The 19792-nt window shown below is 70.5% G+C and carries 19 protein-coding genes; 13 read left to right on the forward strand and 6 right to left on the reverse strand.

From position 1 onward, the window contains the following. The first annotated feature begins 9 nt into the window (after nt 1–9). The 5 genes from ACIBCK_RS20460 to ACIBCK_RS20480 are packed head-to-tail and all read left to right on the forward strand — an operon-like array spanning nt 10 to nt 2733. On the forward strand, nt 10–639 hold the full coding sequence (locus tag ACIBCK_RS20460) for a TetR/AcrR family transcriptional regulator (RefSeq protein WP_399392065.1): 630 nt from the start codon (nt 10–12) through the stop codon (nt 637–639). After that, on the forward strand, nt 636–1409 hold the full coding sequence (locus ACIBCK_RS20465) for a glucose 1-dehydrogenase (protein WP_399392067.1): 774 nt from the start codon (nt 636–638) through the stop codon (nt 1407–1409). Before ACIBCK_RS20460 ends, ACIBCK_RS20465 begins: the two co-directional genes overlap by 4 nt. Before the next feature lie 45 nt (nt 1410–1454). Beyond that, the gene (locus tag ACIBCK_RS20470) at nt 1455–1991 is read left to right on the forward strand and encodes an NUDIX hydrolase (protein ID WP_399392069.1); all 537 of its coding nucleotides are present in this window, start codon (nt 1455–1457) and stop codon (nt 1989–1991) included. Nucleotides 1992–2011: 20 nt separating this feature from the next. Continuing rightward, nucleotides 2012–2404: a DUF202 domain-containing protein gene (locus tag ACIBCK_RS20475; RefSeq protein ID WP_367040287.1), complete on the forward strand. Its 393-nt coding sequence runs from the start codon at nt 2012–2014 to the stop codon at nt 2402–2404. Beyond that, nucleotides 2392–2733 carry a DUF202 domain-containing protein gene (locus ACIBCK_RS20480; protein WP_399392071.1) on the forward strand — a complete coding sequence of 114 codons (342 nt, stop codon included), beginning with the start codon at nt 2392–2394 and terminating at the stop codon, nt 2731–2733. Before ACIBCK_RS20475 ends, ACIBCK_RS20480 begins: the two co-directional genes overlap by 13 nt. 35 nt (nt 2734–2768) lie before the next feature. On the opposite strand, the gene ACIBCK_RS20485 is transcribed toward ACIBCK_RS20480, so the two are convergent. After that, entirely contained in the window at nt 2769–3725 is a 957-nt protein-coding gene (locus ACIBCK_RS20485; RefSeq protein WP_399392073.1) for an NADP-dependent oxidoreductase, read from the reverse strand. Nucleotides 3726–3899: 174 nt separating this feature from the next. Between ACIBCK_RS20485 and ACIBCK_RS20490 the strand changes: the two genes are divergently transcribed. The 3 genes from ACIBCK_RS20490 (at nt 3900) to ACIBCK_RS20500 (ending at nt 6690) form a co-directional block, all read left to right on the forward strand. After that, on the forward strand, nt 3900–4196 hold the full coding sequence (locus tag ACIBCK_RS20490) for a hypothetical protein (RefSeq protein WP_367040291.1): 297 nt from the start codon (nt 3900–3902) through the stop codon (nt 4194–4196). Nucleotides 4197–4433: 237 nt separating this feature from the next. Continuing rightward, nucleotides 4434–5468, forward strand: coding sequence for a phosphotransferase family protein (locus ACIBCK_RS20495; RefSeq protein ID WP_399392075.1), 1035 nt, complete (start codon nt 4434–4436; stop codon nt 5466–5468). 7 nt (nt 5469–5475) lie between these two features. Then, a complete protein-coding gene (locus ACIBCK_RS20500; protein WP_399392077.1) occupies nt 5476–6690 on the forward strand; it encodes an acyl-CoA dehydrogenase family protein in 1215 nt (404 codons plus the stop codon). 83 nt (nt 6691–6773) lie between these two features. Here ACIBCK_RS20500 and ACIBCK_RS20505 read toward each other — a convergent pair whose 3' ends face one another. Genes ACIBCK_RS20505 through ACIBCK_RS20515 form a run of 3 tightly spaced genes read right to left on the reverse strand, consistent with a single transcriptional unit; the run spans nt 6774 to nt 9860 of the window. Further along, the gene (locus ACIBCK_RS20505) at nt 6774–7367 is read right to left on the reverse strand and encodes a TetR/AcrR family transcriptional regulator (RefSeq protein WP_399392079.1); all 594 of its coding nucleotides are present in this window, start codon (nt 7365–7367) and stop codon (nt 6774–6776) included. A gap of 49 nt (nt 7368–7416) precedes the next feature. Beyond that, nucleotides 7417–9096 carry a class I adenylate-forming enzyme family protein gene (locus ACIBCK_RS20510; protein ID WP_399392082.1) on the reverse strand — a complete coding sequence of 560 codons (1680 nt, stop codon included), beginning with the start codon at nt 9094–9096 and terminating at the stop codon, nt 7417–7419. Further along, the gene (locus tag ACIBCK_RS20515; protein WP_399392310.1) at nt 9093–9860 is read right to left on the reverse strand and encodes an SDR family oxidoreductase; all 768 of its coding nucleotides are present in this window, start codon (nt 9858–9860) and stop codon (nt 9093–9095) included. Before ACIBCK_RS20515 ends, ACIBCK_RS20510 begins: the two co-directional genes overlap by 4 nt. Before the next feature lie 155 nt (nt 9861–10015). Between ACIBCK_RS20515 and ACIBCK_RS20520 the strand changes: the two genes are divergently transcribed. The 4 genes from ACIBCK_RS20520 (at nt 10016) to ACIBCK_RS20535 (ending at nt 15499) form a co-directional block, all read left to right on the forward strand. Further along, nucleotides 10016–11284, forward strand: a complete 1269-nt coding sequence (locus ACIBCK_RS20520; RefSeq protein ID WP_399392084.1) for an exo-beta-N-acetylmuramidase NamZ domain-containing protein — start codon at nt 10016–10018, stop codon at nt 11282–11284. A 115-nt stretch (nt 11285–11399) separates the two neighbouring features. Then, a complete protein-coding gene (locus ACIBCK_RS20525; protein WP_399392085.1) occupies nt 11400–12725 on the forward strand; it encodes an erythromycin esterase family protein in 1326 nt (441 codons plus the stop codon). A gap of 152 nt (nt 12726–12877) precedes the next feature. Continuing rightward, complete coding sequence (locus ACIBCK_RS20530) at nt 12878–14131, forward strand: MFS transporter (protein WP_399392312.1); 1254 nt, start codon at nt 12878–12880, stop codon at nt 14129–14131. Nucleotides 14132–14227: 96 nt separating this feature from the next. Next, a complete protein-coding gene (locus ACIBCK_RS20535; RefSeq protein ID WP_399392086.1) occupies nt 14228–15499 on the forward strand; it encodes a serine-threonine protein kinase in 1272 nt (423 codons plus the stop codon). A 38-nt stretch (nt 15500–15537) separates the two neighbouring features. Here ACIBCK_RS20535 and ACIBCK_RS20540 read toward each other — a convergent pair whose 3' ends face one another. Next, nucleotides 15538–18360 carry a penicillin acylase family protein gene (locus ACIBCK_RS20540; protein WP_399392087.1) on the reverse strand — a complete coding sequence of 941 codons (2823 nt, stop codon included), beginning with the start codon at nt 18358–18360 and terminating at the stop codon, nt 15538–15540. A 238-nt stretch (nt 18361–18598) separates the two neighbouring features. On the opposite strand from ACIBCK_RS20540, the gene ACIBCK_RS20545 reads away from it, so the two are divergent. Next, nucleotides 18599–19207: a hypothetical protein gene (locus ACIBCK_RS20545; protein ID WP_399392089.1), complete on the forward strand. Its 609-nt coding sequence runs from the start codon at nt 18599–18601 to the stop codon at nt 19205–19207. Nucleotides 19208–19240: 33 nt separating this feature from the next. On the opposite strand, the gene ACIBCK_RS20550 is transcribed toward ACIBCK_RS20545, so the two are convergent. Continuing rightward, nucleotides 19241–19759 (reverse strand): hypothetical protein, encoded by a 519-nt coding sequence (locus tag ACIBCK_RS20550; protein WP_399392090.1) that lies wholly within the window; start codon nt 19757–19759, stop codon nt 19241–19243. Between the last annotated feature and the right edge of the window lie 33 nt (nt 19760–19792).

The following is a 19792-nucleotide window of genomic DNA, read 5'->3' on the forward strand; positions in this document are numbered from 1 at the left end:
TATGACCCCATGGCCAGGACCTCCGGACCCGAAACCCGGGACAAGCTGATCCGCGCGGGCGAGGAAGTGTTCGCCGCGCAAGGCGTGCACGGCGCGCAGCTCAGGGACATCGTGCGGCTCGCGGGGCAGAGCAACCCCTCCGCCGTGCAGTACCACTTCGGCAGCAGGGCCGGCCTCCTGGACGCCGTCATGGCCGAGCGCCAGTCCCGTACGGAGCAGGTGCTGGCCGCCGAGCTGAAGCAGGCGCCGGACGGGCTCCCCGGGCTGCTCGGCGCCCTCGTGGCAGCCGAGGCCACCGAGCTCCGTACCGAGCGGGGCCGCCGCTGCCTGCGCATCTCCACCCAGCTCAGCCACGAGAGCGGCGTCCGTACCCGCACCCCGCACCCGACCCTCGACGGCACCACCTACTGGGATCTGATCAGCCGCGTCGATGAGTGCCTCGCCGCGCTGCTCCCGGAGCCGGTCCGGCTGGAACGCATCGACCTCGCCCTCACCCTCGTCGGCGCCGCCATGGCCGACCGCGCGGGCCAGTACCTGGCCGGTGCCACCCCCCTGACCGACGAGGGCTTCTTCCTCGCCGACCTCGTAGAGACCACCACGGCCCTGCTGCGGGCCCCCGTCCCACGGAGAGAACCATGAGCCGAGCGCACGACCTCACCGGCAGGACCGTCGTCATCACCGGAGCCGCCCGCGGCCTCGGCGCCGAGGCCGCGCGCCAGGCGGTCGCCGCCGGTGCGAACGTCGTCCTCACCGACGTGCTCGACGCGGAAGGCGAGGCGACCGCCGCCGAGCTCGGCGAGCGCGCCCGCTTCGCCCACCACGACGTGACGTCGGAAGAGGACTGGCGGCGCGTCGTGGAACTCGCGCTCACCGAGTTCGGCGGGATCCACGGCCTGGTCAACAACGCCGGTATATCCACGGGCCAATTCCTGGAGTCGGAGTCGGTCGAGCACTTCCGCAAGGTCCTCGACATCAACCTCACCGGCGTCTTCATCGGCATGAAGAGCGTCATCCCGGCCATGAAGGAGGCCGGCGGCGGCTCCATCGTCAACATCTCCTCCGCGGCCGGGCTCATGGGCCTGGCGCTCACCGCCGGTTACGGCGCGTCCAAGTGGGGCGTCCGCGGCCTCACCAAGATCGGCGCCGTGGAGCTCGGCACCGCCCGCATCCGCGTCAACTCCGTCCACCCGGGCATGACGTACACCCCGATGACCGCGCAGGTCGGCATCGAGAAGGGCGAGGGCAAGTACCCCAACACCCCGATGGGCAGGGTCGGTGAGCCGCACGAGATCGCGGGCGCCATGGTCTTCCTGCTCTCGGACGCCGCCTCGTACGTGACCGGCGCCGAGCTCGCCGTCGACGGCGGCTGGACCGCGGGCCCCACCGTGCAGTACGTCATGGGGCAGTGAGGTCGGCCGGTCGGGCGAGCGGCACGGTGGGGTTGGATGGCCGGTATGACGACGAACAGCAGGCCTGTGCCCGACCCCAGCGAAGAGATCCTGTCCATCGTGGACGAGAACGACGAGGTCGTCGGCGAGGCCCCGCGCGGTGAGGCGTACGCGCGCGGCCTGCGCCACCGCTGCGTGTTCATCCAGGCGCGGGACGCCGAGGGCCGCGTGTTCGTGCACCGGCGCACACCGGTCAAGCTGGTCTTCCCCTCGATGTACGACATGTTCGTCGGCGGTGTCGTCGGAGTCGGCGAGTCCTACGACGACGCCGCCCTGCGCGAGGCGGAGGAGGAGCTCGGGGTCCAGGGACTGCCCCGGCCCACACCGCTGTTCAAGTTCCTGTACGACGACGGCGCGGGGCACACCTGGTGGTCGTACCTCTACGAGGTGCGTTGCGACCTGCCCGTGGACCCGCAGGCCGAGGAGGTCGCCTGGCACGCCTTCGTCACCGAGGAGGAGCTGACGGAGCGGCTCGGCGAGTGGGACTGGGTGCCGGACGGGCTCGCCGCGTACGAGCGGCTGCGGGAGTTCCGTGCGGGTTAGGGCGGGTTAGGGTGCGGCGAGTGAGCAACTTCGTACAGAGCCTGCGCCTGTGGTTCGCGCCCGAGCGGATCCGCGACGAGGGCGACACCCCCGACTACCGTTTCTCGCTCGCCAACGAGCGCACCTTCCTCGCCTGGCTGCGCACCGCGCTCGCCCTCATCGGCGGTGGTTTCGCGGTGGACCAGTTCCTGCCGGATCTGCGCTGGGGGTGGCGCATCGGGCTCGCCCTCGCCCTGCTCGCCGCGGGTGTGCTCAGCTCGCTGCGCGCGGTCAACCACTGGGTGCGCTGCGAGCGGGCGATGCGGCGCGGCGAGGATCTGCCCGTCTCGCGCTTCCCGACCGCGCTGAGCCTGGCCGTCGCCGTCGTGGCGCTCGCCATGGTCGTCGTCGTGCTCTTCGGGTGGGAGGGGTGACCGACCGGGGCGAGGTGGCCGTCCCCGAGCGCGATCCGGGGCTGCAGCCGGAGCGCACACGGCTCGCGTGGCGGCGTACGACCCTGTCCTGCACCGTCGCTGCGGTCCTCGCGGCGCGGGCCGCGCTGCAGGAGGGGACCACCGCGGTGGCCGTCATCGCCTGCGCCCTCTGCCTGCTCCTGTGGCTCGGCTTCCTGGGCGTCGCGCACCGCAGGATGACCGAACTCGCCGCGAGCAGCAGGCCGGTCCGGCTCCCGGCACGGGCCGCGGCGACGGCCGCGCTGTGCACGATGGCGCTGGCCGCGTGCGCGACGGCCATGGTGTTCTGAACGCCCCCGGGAACGCCCCTTCGGGAGGCGCGCCGTCAGTGCCGGGAGGTCCCGTCCTCGGCCGTCCAGTCCACGGTGACCACGATCTTGCCCCGCGTGCCGCCCTCCGCGTTCAGGCGATAGGCGTCCGCCGCCTTCTCCAGCGGGAACGTCTCGGAGACATGGACCGTGACGACGTCCTGCTCCACGAGCTGCGTCAGGCGCTGGAGATCGTCGGCGTCCGGACGTACGAAGCAGTAGTGGCCGCCGAGGCCGATGACCGCGCGGTCCGCGATCGACGCCAGACGGCCGCCGGGCGCGAGGACTTCGGCGGACACCTTGAGGGTCTCGCCGCCGACCGTGTCGAACGCGGCGTCCACTCCCTCCGGCGCGAGGGCTCGCACGCGATCGGCCAGCCCGTCGCCGTAGGTGACCGGTTCCGCGCCCAGTTCGCGCAGGAAGTCGTGGTTGTGCTCGCTCGCGGTGCCGATGACGCGGGCGCCCGCGTGCCGGGCCAGCTGGACGGCGATCGAGCCGACACCCCCGGCCGCCGCGTGCACGAGGACGACGGCGCCCTCCGTCACCTCGAGGGTCTTGACGATCACCTGGTAGGCGGTGAGACCGGCGAGCGGCAGACCGGCGGCCTCCTCGAAGGTGAGGTTCCGTGGCTTGCGCGCCAGGGTGCGCACCGGCGCCGCGACGTACTCGGCGAAGGTGCCGCGCGAGAGGAAGTCCTCGCGTACGTAGCCGATGACCTCGTCCCCCACCACGTACTCCGGGGTGGAGGCGCCCGGCTGCACCACGACACCCGCGACGTCCCAGCCCGGGATCACCGGGAAAACGGGGTCGAGGATGCCGTCGAGGTGCCCGCCCATGCACTTCCAGTCGACGGGGTTCACCGACGCGGCGCGGACTTTCACCAGAACGGAGTCGGGGCCGACCTTGGGGTCGCGCACGTCGCCGTACTCGAGGACTTCGGGGCCGCCGTACCGGCGGTAGCTGATCGCCTTCATGGGGTCGGCTTCATGGGAGTGCCTTCGTGGGATCGCCCTTGTGGGGCGCTGGTGCGGTGGCGGTCCGGGTGGTCCGGTGGTGGAAACATCAACAAGGCTTCCATATCCCCATCAAAGGGGCATTGAGTACTAGCCTGAGAGGGTCATCCCCTCCCAGCAGAAGGTGCGCACGCCATGACCACGCTCCACCACGAACACCCCGTCCACGAGCACGTCCACGGCCCGGCCTGCGGTCACCCCGAGGTGCCGCACGGCGACCACGTGGACTACGCCCACGACGGCCACATGCACCGCCTGCACTCCGGCCACTGGGACGAGTGCGAGCCCGACGAGCACGCGGTGCACGAGGGGCACGACCACCGGCACGGCGAGGGCTGCGGGCACAGCTCCGTGCTGCACGGCGACCACGTCGACTACGTCCACGACGGCCACCGGCACGCGGCGCACGACGGCCACTGGGACGACCACTGAGGCCACCGGGCCCGCACCGAGAGCCACGGTCTCGGCCGCCTTCCCCCGCACGGGCGCCAACTGGCAGTCTGTGGCGGGGGATCGGCTTGTACGGACACCTTCGCGCCGCCGCGATCCTGATCACGTTCCCCCTGCGCTCTGGACTACATACCGACTGGTCGGCATCATGAACGTCAGCGCGGCGCCGCGCGTCAGCGGCGCGGCACTCAGACGACGACCGTCCGACCAGGAGCGAAGATGAGCTCAGACCATCCACCAGGCCTCGATCTCGACCAGTTGCGCGGCCATCTGGACCGCGAGCGGCCGGGCCTCGTGGGCGGACCGCTCACCGCCCGGCTGATCGAGGGCGGCCGGTCGAACCTCACGTACGCCGTGACGGACGGCCACGCGCGCTGGGTCGTACGGCGGCCACCGCTCGGCCACGTGCTCGCGACCGCGCACGACATGAAGCGCGAGCACCGGGTGATCAGCGCCCTGCACCGAGGGACCGAGGTTCCGGTACCGGCGCCGGTGCTGCTCTGCGAGGACGTCGACGTGCTCGGTGCGCCCTTCTACGTCATGGACTTCGTGGACGGCACGCCGTACCGCACCGCCGAGGAGCTCGCGCCGCTGGGCGCCGAGCGCACCCACGCGGCGGTCATCGGCCTCGTCGACACCCTCGTCGACCTGCACTCCGTGGACGCCGAAGCGGTCGGCCTCGGTGACTTCGGGCGGCCCGACGGCTTCCTCGACCGGCAGCTGCGCCGCTGGGGCAAGCAGCTCGACGCCTCGCGGGGCCGCCACCTGGCGGGGATCGACGAGCTGCACGCCGCCCTGGGGCGACAGCTGCCCGTCTCCCCCGCGCCGACCGTCGTGCACGGCGACTACCGCCTCGACAACGTCCTGATCGGCGACGACGACCAGATCAAGGCGATCCTCGACTGGGAGATGTCCACTCTCGGCGATCCGCTCACCGACCTCGGGCTGCTCGTCATGTACAGCACCCGGCTCGAACTTCCGGGCTCCCCCATCAGCACCACCGCGGGCGCGGTCGGCCACCCGCAGGCCGCCGAGCTGATCGAGCGGTACGCCGCGCGCTCGGGGCGCGACGTCTCCGCGGTCGCCTGGTACACGGCGTTCGCGTGGTTCAAGCTCGCCGTGATCCTGGAGGGCATCCACTACCGGTACACGCTCGGCCAGACGGTCGGCGCGGGCTTCGACCGCATCGGGGAGCTGGTCCCCGTCTTCATCGAGCACGGCCTCACCACCCTCCAAGGACGACAGGAAGGCTGAGACAGCCATGGACTTCGCATTCGACGCCCGCACCGAAGAGCTGCGCGCCAAGCTCCTCACCTTCATGGACGAGCACGTCTACCCGGCGGAAAAGACCGCCGACGAGCAGCGCGCCCAGCTCGCCTCACCCTGGGACACCCCGGCGATCGTCGGCGAACTGAAGGCCGAGGCCCGCAAGCAGGGCCTGTGGAACCTCTTCCTGCCGGACGCCGAGCACGGCGCCGGGCTCACCAACCTCCAGTACGCCCCACTCGCCGAAATCACCGGCCGCTCCCCCCACTTGGCGCCCACCGCGCTGAACTGCGCGGCCCCGGACACCGGCAACATGGAAGTCCTCGCCCAGTTCGGCAACGACGAGCAGAAGAAGCAGTGGCTGGAGCCCCTGCTCGCCGGTGAGATCCGCTCGGCGTTCGCGATGACCGAGCCGGAGGTGGCCTCGTCCGACGCCACGAACATCACCACGCTCATCGAGCGTGACGGCGACGACTACGTCATCACCGGACGCAAGTGGTACATCTCCGGGGCGATGAACCCGGACTGCCGGATCTTCATCCTGATGGGCAAGACGGACCCCGAGAACTCCGACCCGCGCCGCCAGCAGTCCATGGTGCTCGTGCCGCGCGACACCCCGGGTGTCGAGGTACGGCGCGCCATGCAGGTGTACGGCTACGAGGACCACTCCCACGGCGGGCACGCGGAAGTCGTCTTCGACCACGCCAGGGTCCCGGTGAGCAATCTGATCGGCGAGGAGGGCGGCGGCTTCGCCATCGCCCAGGCGCGCCTCGGCCCCGGCCGTATCCACCACTGCATGCGGCTCATCGGCATGGCCGAGCGGGCCATCGAGCTGATGTGTCAGCGCGCGGTGGCGCGTACGGCCTTCGGCAAGCCCCTCGCCCAGCAGGGCGTCGTCCAGGAGTGGATCGCGGACGCCCGGGTCGCGGTGGAGCAGCTGCGGCTGCTCGTCCTGAAGACCGCGTGGCTGATGGACACCGTGGGCAACAAGGGCGCGCACACGGAGATCCAGTCCATCAAGATCGCCACCCCGCGCACGGTCGTCGACATCCTCGACCAGGCGGTCCAGCTGCACGGGGCGGGGGGTGTGAGCCAGGACTTCCCGCTCGCCGAGCTGTGGGCGGCTGCGAGGACTCTGCGGTTGGCTGATGGGCCCGATGAGGTGCACCAACGGTCGCTGGCGCGCCGGGAGTTGAAGAAATACCTGTAGGGGCCCTGCCGGGGGACTGTGCGTCGCTGCGGGTGCGTCGTGGCTGATCGCGCAGTTCCCCGCGCCCCTTCGGGGCGCTCGTCCTACGGCCGCAGCGCCCTCAGCAGCAGGTCCGCCAAGTGGTCGGCGACCTGCTGCTGGGTGAGCGGGCCGTTCGGGCGGTACCAGGTCGACAGGTGGTGGACCGAGCCGAAGTGGTAGTCCACCACCAGGTCCGCCGGGGTCGCCTTGGAGAAGACGCCGGCCTGCTGGCCCTCCTCGATCAGTGCGCGGAACCGCTCGTGGTAGCGGCGGCGCTCGGACCGTACCTGCTTGTTCTTCTCCGGGCTCAGATGGTGCATGGAGCGGAAGAAGATCGAGGCGTCGTCGAGGTTGTCGATCGTCGTGACGACCACATCGGCCGCCGCGTCCCGCACCCGCTGCTCGACGGGGGCGTCGGCGTCCGCGTAGGCGTCAAGGCGCTCCTGCTGCACGCGCAGGACACGTGCGTACACCTCGTGCAGGAGATCGTCCTTGGAGCCGAAGTAGTGGTAGAGCGCACCCTTGGTGACGCCTGCCGACTCCACGATCTCCTGCACCGATGTGCGGTCGTAGCCGCGGTCGGCGAAGAGCCGCGTGGCGGCGGCGAGCAGCCGCTGAGGGACGGGCGTGCCGTCACCGTCCGTCGTCCTGGCCACTGCCGCCACCTGCCTTTCGAGTTGGCTGGCTCCCGATCTGCCGAGAGCCCTAGTCGTTCCGGGAACGCAGTTCCCGCCGGAGGATCTTCCCACTAGTGGTTTTCGGCAGCTCCGGCAGGATCTCGACCGCGCGGGGGTATTTGTACGCCGCGAGCCGTTCCTTGCAGTACGCCGCGAGATCGTCCGGCGTCACGTCGGCCTCCGGGCGCAGACTGACGAAGGCCTTGACCGTCTCGCCGCGGTAGCTGTCCGGGACACCGATCACGGCCGCCTCGCGGACGGCCGCGTGGCTGTAGAGGACGTCCTCCACCTCGCGCGGCCAGACCTTGAAACCGGACGCGTTGATCATGTCCTTCTTGCGGTCGACCACGTAGAGCCAGCCCTGCGGGTCCATGAAGCCGATGTCGCCGGTACGCAGCTCGCCGTCGGGGAACGCCTCGTTCGTGGCGTCGGGGCGCTTCCAGTAGCCGGGCACGACCTGCGGGCCGCGCACGGTGATCTCGCCCTGCTCCCCGAAGGGGACGTCCGCGCCGTGGTCGTCGACGATCCTGACGACCGTCTCGGGGCCGGGGACACCGACGGCCAGCGTGCCGGACACCGGGTCGACCGGGGCCTCCTGGCCCGGCGGGACGGAGGCGCAGGGCGCGGTGCACTCGGTGAGGCCGTAGCCGTTGTGGATGTAGGGGCCGAAGCCCGCGCGGAACTTCTCCACCAGGGCGGGCGGCAGCGGCGCGCCGCCCGAGGAGATCATCGCGAAGGAGTCGAAGTGCGCGCGCGTGACGGAGGGGTGGGCGGCGAGCGCCATGAAGGCGGTGGAGGGGCCCACGGTGTACGCGGGGCGGTGCTCGGCGAAGGCGTCCAGGACGACCCCCGCGTCGAAGCGGTAGGCCAGCGCGAGGGTGCCCGCGTTGGTCAGGCAGGCGGCGACCTGCGCGACCATGCCGGTGATGTGGAAGAGCGGCGCCATCGCGAAGTAGCAGGCGCCCTCCGGGATGCCGGAGCCCGTGCGCTGCCGCTCGGCGTTGTAGGTGATGTTGCCGTGGGTGTTCATGGCGCCCTTGGGCCGGCCACTCGTACCCGACGTGTAGCTGATCAACGCGACGTCGGATGGGCCGAGTTGGCGGTCGCCCGGGGCCGGGAGCTCCTGCCGGGCGACCGTCACCAGATCGTCGGCGTCGGCGGCCTGCGGGAGGCGTTCGAAGTCGAGGACACGGGTGTCGCCCCGGGTCTGCAGGTCGAGCTGGCACGCCGTGAGCACGAAGCGGACGGGCGAGGCGGCGGCCGTCTCGCGCAGATACGACTCCCATGCGCGGTCCGAGCAGATCAGCGCCGTCACGTCGGCGTCCGCGAGGACGTGAGCGACCTCCGCCGACTTGTACATCGGGTTCACCGGCACGACCGTGGCGCCCGCCTTCCACGCGCCGAGCAGCGCGATCACGAAGTGCGGGGTGTTCTGGAGCAGGATCGCGACCCGGTCGCCCCGGGCGAGCCCGCGCGCGGCCAGATGTCCGGCGACGGAGTCGGAGAGGGCGTCCACCTCGCGGTAGCTCAGGCGCCCGTCGAAGTAGGCGAGGGCCGTGTGCTCGGGTGCCCTGAGCACCGAGGCGCGGAAGGCATGCACGACGGAGGCGGCGGGCTCGACCGGGCCGCGCTGTGCCTCGGTGAGGCGGCCGAGCCAGGGCTTCGCGGCGTATATGGAGGCGTCGGGGGCCGGCAGAGGTTCGCTCACTGCTCCGTCGCCTCCCACTTCTGCTGGATGTGGTTCATGCCGGTGAGCCACTTGTCGGGCTCGGCGGCGCGGATGCGGTAATACTCGGCGACCTCGGGGTGCGGCAGGATCAGGAAGCGGTTCTCCGCCATGCCCGCGAACAGCGCGTCCGCGACGGCGTCCGGCTCGATCGCGGTGGGCGTGAGGACGAGGTCGCCCGCGGTGCCGGTCGCGGCGAGCATGTCCGTGCGGACGCCCTGGGGGCAGATCGCGTGGACGTCGATGCCGCGGTGGCGGTACGTGAGCGAGAGCCACTCGGCGAAGGCGTAGGCGCCGTGCTTGGTGACGCTGTAGGGCGCGGCGCCGATCATGGTGAGCAGCCCCGCCGCCGAGACGGTGGAGACGAAGCGGCCGCTGCCGCGCTCCAGCCAGTCGGGCAGCAGCGCGTGGGCCGCGCGGACGTGGGCCATGACGTTGACGTCCCAGGCCGTGGCCCAGACCTCCTCGGGCGCGGCCTCCGAGCCGCCGGAGCCGAGGCCCGCGTTGGCGCAGTACACGTCGACGGTGCCGCTCAAGGCCTCTCTCGCCTCCGGCACGATCGCGGACGCGTCGCCGGCCACGGCGACGACGCCGATCTCGTCGGCCACCGCCCCGGCCTTGGCCGCGTCCAGGTCGTTGACCACGACGCGCGCCCCGGCGGCGGCGAACCGGCGGGCCAGCGCGGCCCCGATCCCGCCCCCGGCACCGGTGACGACAACTCCCTTGTCCTGCAGGGTCTCCACGATCAGTCTCCTTCGACTGCGGCTCCGCTGTGATCGCAGACTAACCAGTCGGTATGTACGGATGGAAGAGGGTCGGGCAGCCGGGTTCGTTCCCCGGTCGGAGTCCGCGCGCTAGCGTGCGTGGCCATGACAGCCACCGCGCACACGGAGGTCTCTGCATGAACCTGTCCCGACGCAGCCTGTCCAGACGAGGCCTGCTGGCCGCCACCACCGCCACCGCCCTCACATCGGCGGCCCCGGCGGCCGCGGCCGGAGGCGGGGGCGGATCGGGCGGCGGCCGAAGGCTGCGCACCGGCTTCGACCGGCTGGCCGCCGACGGCTACGCGCTCCTGGACGGCGAGCGGGTCGGTGTCGTCACCAACCCGACCGGAGTCACCCGGGACGTGCGCCACATCGTCGACGTCATGCACGCCGACGAGCGCGTGAACCTGGTCGCGGTGTTCGGGCCCGAGCACGGCTTCCGGGGCACGGCTCAGGCGGGCGGCTCCGAAGGGCGCTACGACGACCCGGCCACCGGGCTGCCCGTCTACGACACGTACCAGAAGAGCGGCAAGGCCCTCGCCGACATCTTCACGGCGTCCGGAGTCGACACGATCGTCTTCGACATCCAGGACGTGGGGGCGCGTTTCTACACGTACATCTGGACGCTCTTCGACTGCATGGAGTCGGCCGAGCTCGCGGGCAAGCGGTTCGTCGTCCTCGACCGGCCCAATCCCGTGACGGGGCGCGCCGCGCAGGGGCCCGTCCTGCACAAGGAGTTCGCCACGTTCGTCGGCAGGCAGCCGATAGCGCAGGCGCACGGGATGACCGTGACGGAGCTCGCGCTGCTGTTCAACGGCGAGTTCCTGGAGCGCCCCGTCGAGCTGGAGAGCGTACGGATGACCGGGTGGAAGCGCTCGGACTTCTACGACGCGTCCGCGCTGCCGTGGGTGCCGCCGAGCCCGAACATGCCGACGCCGGAAACCGCCCTCGTCTACAGCGGCACCTGCCTCTTCGAGGGCACGAACCTCTCCGAGGGACGCGGCACGACCCGCCCCTTCGAGCTGCTCGGCGCGGACGGCATCGACCGGAAGTGGGCCGAAGCCGCCAACGACGCGGGCCTGCGCGGCGTGCACTTCAGGGAGGCCTACTTCGCGCCGACGTTCTCCAAGTTCCAGGGCAAGACGATCGGCGGCGTCCAGCTGCACGTGCACGACCGCGAGTCGTTCGACCCGGTGCGCACCGGCATCGCGCTCCTGGTCACCGCCAAGAAGACGTGGAGCGGCTTCGCCTGGCGCCCCGACAACTGGATCGACAAGCTGACGGGCACCACGCGGGTCCGCACCATGATCGACGCGGGCGCGGAAACGGACGCGGTGGTGGACGCCTGGCAGGACGATCTCGCGCGCTTCCGTGCGGTGCGCAGGCGGTATCTGCACTACCGGTAGGTCTTCGCTGGGGAAGGCCCCACCGGCGAAAGGGGTGCCTGCCGGTTGGCAGGTGCCCCTGCCGGGCCGGAATCCTGATCTTCAGCTCCGTACAACCGAGTTGAGGAGGCCCCGCATGGCACGGACGGTACGCCGCACACTTCCGCTGGCACTGGCCGGGACGCTCGGCCTTGGGGTGCTCGTCGCCCCACAGGCCGGCGCGTCGCCCACGTCAGCTGACCCCGTCCCCGCGATCGAGCACGCCGCCCACCCCCTGCGCGCAACCGATCCGGGCGGCTCCACGAAGGACCTGCGGCCGATGGGGCGGATGGTGGGTGACGCTTCGGTGGTGGGCCTGGGCGAGGCCACACATGGTTCGCACGAGTTCTTCACCATGAAGGACCGCGTCTTCCGCTATCTCGTGGAGGAGAAAGGCTTCACCACCTTCGCCCAGGAGGTCAGCTGGACGACGGGGCTGCGCTTCGACGCGTACGTGCGCGGGGGAGAGGGCGACGTGCGCGAACTCGTCCACAAGGAGCTGGCGAAGACACCCTGGGACACCGAGGAGTACGTCGAGCTCCTGACGTGGATGCGCGCGTACAACGACAAGCACCCGGACCGCCAGGTGCGCTTCATGGGCGACGACCTCAACTACCCAGAGATCGGCCACGAGTTGTTCGACGGGGTCGAGGACTACGTCCGCGCGCACAAGCCCGCTCTGCTGCCCAGGATCACGGAGCTGTACGCGCCGATCCGCAGGCTCTCGGACGGCGACACATACATGGCGAGGCCCCTGGAGGAGCGGCGGAAGCTGGCAGAGAAGGCGCGGGAGGCACTGAAGCGGGTACAGGGCCTGCAACCCGCCTCCCGCGACCGGGAGTTCGCGACGGTCGTGCATCACGCCCGTTCCGTCTCACAGACCTCCACGATCTACGCCTTCCCCTTCGATACTCCCGAGGGGATCAAGGACGGCATGCTGTACCGCGACCGTCTCATGGCGCGGAACACCGCCTGGTGGCAGCGGCAGACCGGTGACAAGGTGCTCCTGTCGGCGCACAACTCCCACGTGGGATACGAGAGTTACGACCCGCAATATCCGAAGATGCAGGGGGCCTTCCTGCGGGACCGGCTCGGCAAGCGGTATGTGAGCATCGGGTTCACCTTCGACCGGGGGTCGCTCATGGCGCAGAGCGCGGAGTCCGAGGTGTGGAAGCCGCGTTCGGTGGGCGCGGCCACGCGCGGCATGAACGAGTACACGCTCGACAAGGTGCGCCACGACGACTACTTCCTGGACATGCGGACCGCACCGGCGACCGCCCGGAAATGGCTGGAGAAGGGCCGGCTGACCAAGAGCATCGGCACGGCGTTCCCGGACGGCCCGCACACGATCCGGCTCGCCCCCACGCACGACATCCTCATTCATCTGCACCGCGTCACCGCAGCTCACCGGCAGTCTCAATGACCGAGACGAGCCGTCCCAGGTATTGACTGGTCCCTACATCCAACGCGACAGTGCCGGTCGTGCGGAGTGAAACGACAGCAGCAGAGAAGCAGCAGGTCCGGAGCGATGACGGCGCGGACGGCGCAGACGGCGCCGAAGGCAGTCCCGAGAGCATGCGCCGGGTGGCCGTCGCGTCGTTCATCGGGACGGCCATCGAGTTCTACGACTTCTACATCTACGGCACGGCGGCCGCGCTCGTCCTGAACGACGCGTTCTTCCCGACCCTGGACCCGGTCAACGCCACCCTCGCCTCCTTCTCCACCTACGCGGTGGCGTTCGCGGCGCGCCCCATCGGCTCGGTGGTCTTCGGGCACTTCGGAGACCGGGTCGGCCGCAAGTCGGTGCTCGTGGCCTCGCTGCTGCTCATGGGCCTCTCGACGGCGCTCGTCGGACTCCTGCCCGGATACGGCACGTTGGGCATCTGGGCGCCCGTCCTGCTGATCCTGCTGCGCTTCCTACAGGGCATCGGGCTCGGCGGCGAGTGGGGCGGGGCCGCGCTGCTCGCGGTGGAGCACGCGCCGAAGAAGAAGCGCGGCCTGTATGCCGCCTTCCCCCAACTCGGCCCGTCCGTCGGCTTTTTCGCGGCGACCGGCGTCTTCTGGCTGCTCTCCGCCGTCCTCTCCGACGACGCGTTCCGCTCCTGGGGCTGGCGCGTGCCGTTCCTTCTCTCCTTCCTCCTGGTCGGCGTCGGGCTCTTCGTACGGCTGCGCATCAGCGAGACGCCGGTCTTCGCGAAGGTCATGGACGCGCAGGAGGCCAGCAAGGTCCCCACGCTCGACGTGCTGCGGCGCTATCCGCGCGAACTGCTGCTCGGCGCGGGCGGGATGATCATCGCGTACGGACTCTTCTACACGGCGACGACCTACTGCCTCGCCTACTCCACCGGCACCCTGGGTGTCCCGCGCAACACCATGCTGGGCCTTTCGCTGGTCGCCTGTCTCTTCCTCGCGGCCGGTACGTGGCTCGCCGCGACCCGCTCCGACGGCGCGGGGCGACGCAAGCTGGTCCTCGTCGGCGCGGGGCTCGCGGTGGTGTGGGGCTTGGTCCTCTTCCCGCTCCTGGACACCGAGCAGCCGGTGCTGATGGCGCTTGCGCTCGGCGGCGCGCTGTTCTGCATGGGCGTCGTCTACGGGCCGATGGGCGCGTATCTGCCGGAGCTGTTCGGCACCAACGTCCGCTACTCGGGCGCCTCGCTCGCCTACAACCTGGGCGGTGTGCTCGGCGGCGCGGTCTCCCCGCTGGTGGCGACGCGGCTGCAGTCCGCTTTCGGTTCCTCGTCGGTGGGCTGGTACGTGAGCGCGATGGCGATCGTGTCCCTGGTGTGTGTGCTCGCGCTGCCGGAAACCCGTGAGCGGGAACTGGCGTGAGAACGGCGTGAACCCGAGGTACGTGGTGGGCGTCTGTCGCAACGCCTGCTGCGGGACATCTGGTCAGTACAGCGGGCCCGCAGGACGATGGGCCGCGTGGAGCCCTACTGGGAACTGACCTTCGACGCCGACGGGGATGTCAACACCACGCAACGCGACCATCTCCTCGCCGAGGTGGCCGCCGAGCACGTCACCGATCTCCTCGTGCTGGCGCACGGCTGGAACAACGACCAAGACATGGCGACCGACCTCTACCGGCGGTTCTTCGCACCCTGCCGGGACCTCGCGGGCCCGCGCGTGCGCCTGGGGTACGTGGGTGTGCTCTGGCCCGCCATCCGCTTCCCCGACGAGCCGATCCCGGACTTCGAACCCTCCCTCACGGCCACCGGACCGGGCCCGGCGCCGGGCGCGGGGCCCCTGCTCGACGAGCCGACCCGGCTCCTGCTCGCCCGCGCGTTCCCCGGTCATGACGAGGACCTCCGGCGGATCGGGGCGCTGCTTGCGGAGCGGTCCGAGGTGACCACGCGCCTGTACGAGTACAGCCGCCTCGTACGCGACCTGGTCGCCGTGCACCAGAACAGCGCCGCCTGGCGCTTCGCCAACGACACCTGGACGGGCCTGCCCGCCATGCTGACCGACGACGCGGTCGAGGTGTGCCAGATGTTCGCCGCGGCGATGGAGGGCACCGGACAGCAGGAGCTCTTCGGCAGCCTGCGCAAACGGCTCTGGAACGGGGCACATGAACTCCTGCGCCAGGCAAGTTATTACGCCATGAAGCGCCGGGCGGGCTCCGTGGGCCAGCTGGGCCTCGGCCCCGCGATCGGGCTGCTGGCCCGCGAGGCACCGGACGTACGGATGCACCTCATCGGGCACAGCTTCGGCGCACGGCTCGTGTCGTACGCGCTGCGCGGGATGCCCGCGCCGGTGCGCAGCGTGAAGTCCACGACGCTGCTCCAAGGGGCCTTCTCGCACTACGCGTTCTCCAGGCGGCTGCCCCACGCGCCCTCGCGCGGCGGCGCGCTCAGCGGCGTGCAGCGGCGGATCGACGGGCCGCTGGTGTCCTGTTACTCGCGGCACGACGACGCTCTGGGCAAGATCTACCCCCTGGCGTCGAAGACCGCCGGGGACTCCTCGACGTTCCTCGGCCTCTGGGAGCGCTGGGGCGCCATCGGCTACGACGGCATCCGGGCGGTGGACGGCGCCAAGCGCGTCAAGCTGGGCCGGGCGATCCCCGCCAAGGGGTGTGTGAGCGTGGACGCGTCGGCGGTGGTGCGGCGCGGTGGTCCGCCCTCCGGCGCGCACAGCGACATCTGCCACGAGGAACTGGCGCGTGTCGTGTTCGCCGCAGGGCGGATTCCGCTGGCGTAATTCCCTTCCTGTTGAACTGTTGAACTGTTGAAGTGCTGCTAGCGGTGCTTCGGGAATTCGACGACCTGCTGGTACGTGGGCCTGTTCTGCCACTGGATCGGCCCGTGCGTGATGCCGCCGAGCGCCCGGTGGATGATCGAGTCCGCGCACCACTGCTCGCCGGGCTTGCAGCTGTCGTCGCCGGGATAGACCTCGGCCGCGGGCTTGGCGACGGCCTGCGTCAGGGTGGCAAGAAGCGCGTCACGGCAGGCGTCCAGCTTGCCGTCCCCGCAGTACGCCTCACCCAGACCGCCCTCGACGGGCTGCCCGAGCACGGCCCGCAGATCCTTGTCCGCGTACCCCCACCAGCCGTACTGGAAGGCCGAGCCGGCGTGCGCGCCGGTCGGGCCGTGCCCGGCCGAGGGTGACTCGTCGGTGCTCAGCTGCGCCGTCAGCGCGTCGTACAGCTCCTTGCCCATGCCCGGCTTGAACTCCGCCTCGATCAGCAGGGGCCACCAGGCGTCCATGATGCGTACGGCGTCGGGGTGGGCGTACGTCTTGGAGCCGGCCGCCGTCTGGTTGCGCTGCGCGCCGGCCTTTCGCCAGGCCTCCAACTGCTGGACGGCCTGCGCCTGTTGGGGGTCGGTGACGGGCTTGCTCCGGAGCACCTTGAGCAGTTCGGGCAGCACCTGTTCGCCGCGCAGGTCGGTGACCGCGGCCTCGGACATGGCCCGGGTCAGCGCGGCCCGCGTGACGCCGCCTTCCTCGGTGAGCTTCTTCACCCGTCCGTCGAGCAGGTCGCCGCGGTGCACGGCGCTGAGGCCGAAGCCCGCCGTGCTGAAGTCCTTGGCCTGTTTGTTGTTCCACGAGATGTAGTAGTCCTGGTTGACGGACTGCGGGTGCTCGGCCGCCGGGGTCTGGGCTGAGGTGTTGTTCTCCGGGTCGAAGTCCCGCCATTCGTAGGCCTGTTCACCCTTGACGGGCAGGGCGGGGTCGATGTCCTTGGCCCGCTCGGGGTTGGCGCCGCTGTTGTAGTACGCGGTGTCGCGCGCGTCGGCGTAGAACCAGTTGAAGGCGTAGCTGATGTTCTGGGCCGCCTTCATGAAGGTCGAGGCGTCCTTCACGTACGTCGGGTCGTTCAGCATCTGGAAGCCGATGATCGAGTCGGCCTCGTGGCGGTAGGTGGAGCGCAGCGAGACGTACGCGACGGGCTTGCCCTCGACGCTCGCGCGGTGCGTCACGACGCCGTACTTGGTGCGGAACACCTGCATGCGGTAGGAGCCCGCGGCCGTGGAGTCGGCGAGGGTCGGCTTCCAGGCGTTCTTGCGCTCCAGCTTCTCCATGGGGGTGCAGGTGCCGTGGTGGAGATAATGGGCGGACTGCTTCGTGGGGGCGCCGCCGCCCGGTTCACAGAGCTCCACGGCGTACGTGTCCGTGATGTCCTGCCCGGCGGACGTGGCCGACCAGGCGTAGTCCTGGCCGCGCCCCAGCTGGACGTACATGCCGACGCCCGCGAACGAGACGCCGCGGGCGCTGATGCCGGGGCCCTGGAGTTCCTGCTGCATGAGGAGCTGCGGGGCGAAGTAGCCGGTCTGGGGTCCGAAGACGGCGACGGGGTTGCCGCTCGCGGTGTGCTTCCCGGAGACGAGGAGGGCGTTCGACATGCCCTTCTTGTGGCCGTCCCGCTGGAACAGGTCGGCGGGCAGCACTCCGTCGTCGTACATCCCCTGGAGCGGTTCGAGCCTCTTGGGTGCCTTCACCGGGTCCTTGGGGGCCTTGGACGCGGACTTGGCGCCGCCCTCGCGGTCGTACACGAGCTGCTCGCGTTCGACCGAACCGGCGTCGGGCATCGCGGTGCCGCGCGCGTTCTCGGGCTTGCCCGCGTAGGGGAAGCTCGTGCCGTCGTGGATGGTCTGCACGGTCTCGGGGTCGTTGCGGGCGCGGAAGGACTCCCAGACCTTCGTGCCCTTCTCGATGCCGTACTTCTCCTGGGACTTGAGGAGGGAGAGCGCCGCGTCGACCTCTCCCCCGCCGCCGTTGCCGAAGAGACCGCCGACGACGGAGGCGAGCGCGATCATGTCGGTGATCTTGAAGGGCTCGATCTCGCCGACGTTGGTGATCGCGTCGATCTTGCCGGTGAGGACGTACTCGCCGGGGAAGTAGCGGCCGTTCTTCGACTTCACGCGGTAGGCATTGAGCCCGTCGATGTAGGCCTGGGCGTCCTCCATGGCCTGCTTGCCGCGCTCGCCCTGCGTCGACCTGATGTACTCGACCTGCTTCTCCAGGTCCTTCTCCGTGTACGGGGCCTGCGGCCAGAACTGCTGCTCCAGACCCTGGTTGGCGAGCGCGCCGCCCGCGAACGACGTCAGCTCGCCGCGGCCGATGTGCCGGAACAGGTCGATGAGCCAGAGCCGGTCCTGCCCGGCCGCGAAGCCCGCGCCGAACTCGGTGCCGTAGCGCGTGGAGCCCTTGATGTGCGGGATGCCGTACTTCTTGTCCCGGGTGATCGTCACGTCGTCGCGGGGTCGGGTGACGGAGGCGACCTGGCCCTCGCGGACGCCGAAGGACGCGTCGTTGAAGAATTCCGTCAGTTTGCCGTCGGTGAGTGACGGATAGCCGGAGGAGAGGGCGTCGTACGGACCCAACTGGTCATCGGCGTGCTTGGGCTGAGTTCCGAAGACGCGGTGGGCGAGTATTTCGGCGAGTGTGGCGTTGCCGTTGGCACCGGGTGGCAGCACGTCGGCGCACTGCCCCTCGCAGTAATCGGTGACCGGTGGGGGCTCGTCGGCCGCCGTCCCCGACTGTGGCGAGAGGAGGGACGCGGCGAGCGCGAACGCCGCAGTGGCGGTGAGGGTTCTGAGCCGGACGATGCGTTGACGCATGTGTGCTCCTCTGGGCTCCGCTTGTGCTCCTGTGGGAGGGAGTTGAGGCGGAGGTTACTGGCGGGTTGCCGAACCCGGAAGATGAGCATGCGTCGCCTTTTCAATAACCGCACATAGCTCCAGCTCACGGCCGTCTTATGTCAGTCATCGAAAATCGGATGGAAGTCGAGGGAGCCGAATCGCGTGTCGATACGTCTATTCGGCAACGTCCGAGAACGTGCGACGGAGGTGCAGGGCGATGGCCGGATTCCGGAGTCTCGCGAGACAGGTGCGCGATCCGCTGAGCGATTTGGCACTGCGGCGGTACTCACTGCGCAAGTGCCTGGAGAGGTTCGCCCCTTACGGCCACCGGGCGACCTGGGACCATCTGTGCTCCCGGGCGGGCTTCGGGCCCGAGGACCGCTCACCCGACCCGGCGCGGCTGGTGGCCGCGCTCGACGAACTGGAAGCGGCGCGCGCGGTCTGGCTCGCCTACGAGGCGGGCTTCGCGGAGCGCCGCCGCAAGGAGAAGAACGACGGGCTCCGAAGCCCCGGCAGCGTGGACGACTGGCACCGGTGCACCTGGGGAGGGTTCGGGGTCGCCTGGTGCGACGACCCCGGCGTGCATCCCTCGGGACCGCTCGCCGAGGTGCTGCGCCGGCTGATAGCGGCCCTCGAGCGTGAGCCGGGCACGGGCTGCCCGGTGTGCGACCGGTCCGACCTGGTCTGGACCCACGGCCTGGCGCACGAGCCCTCTTCGGGCGCCGTCTGCACGGGCTGCGGCATCGTCGTGCCGGCCCCGGTGCTCACGCCCGCCGCGATGGCGAGGGCACGGGCCCGGCGGACACGGCCGCTGGTCTCGGCATGAGGTCCGGCCGGACCGGCTGTGGGTGTACGGCGGCTAGGGCGTCGCCACGTCGGACTGTATGGCCAGCTTGAGCTCGGCGAACATCAGCGGCGCGGCGATCTTCACGTCGCCGGGGCCGCGCGCCGACAGCTTCAGGCCGACCGGAGTCTGCGGGTGGACGAACATCTGCCAGGTGTGCGTCCGGTACTGCCCGCCCCTGGTGGGAACCCAGTCGGTGGTGGCCGTCGAGTCGTACCCGGTGGACAGGCCGAGCGGATCGCGCACGAAGCGCGCGCGGTACTCGGTGGGCCGGCTGTCCGGCTCCCAGAAGATCATCGCCGACAGGGTGCCCCAGCCGTCGTGGCTCGGCCAGATGAGCCCGGACCTGGCGTCCGGGAACTTCGACGGGCTCGTGCCCCCCTTGCCCGGGTCGTGCATGTGCCACGGGTCGTACGACTCCTCGGCGTCCGCGTACGGGAACCGCACGAGGTGGTAGCCGTCGCTGTCGTACGTGATCTTCTGCCGCCCCGAGTGTGCGGCGCTCCACAGCAACGAGCAGATGGCGATGCCCATCGGCCTTTCCCCCTGTGTGTCGTCGTCTGTACT

Source organism: Streptomyces sp. NPDC051218 (assembly GCF_044455475.1).
GTDB lineage: Bacteria > Actinomycetota > Actinomycetes > Streptomycetales > Streptomycetaceae > Streptomyces.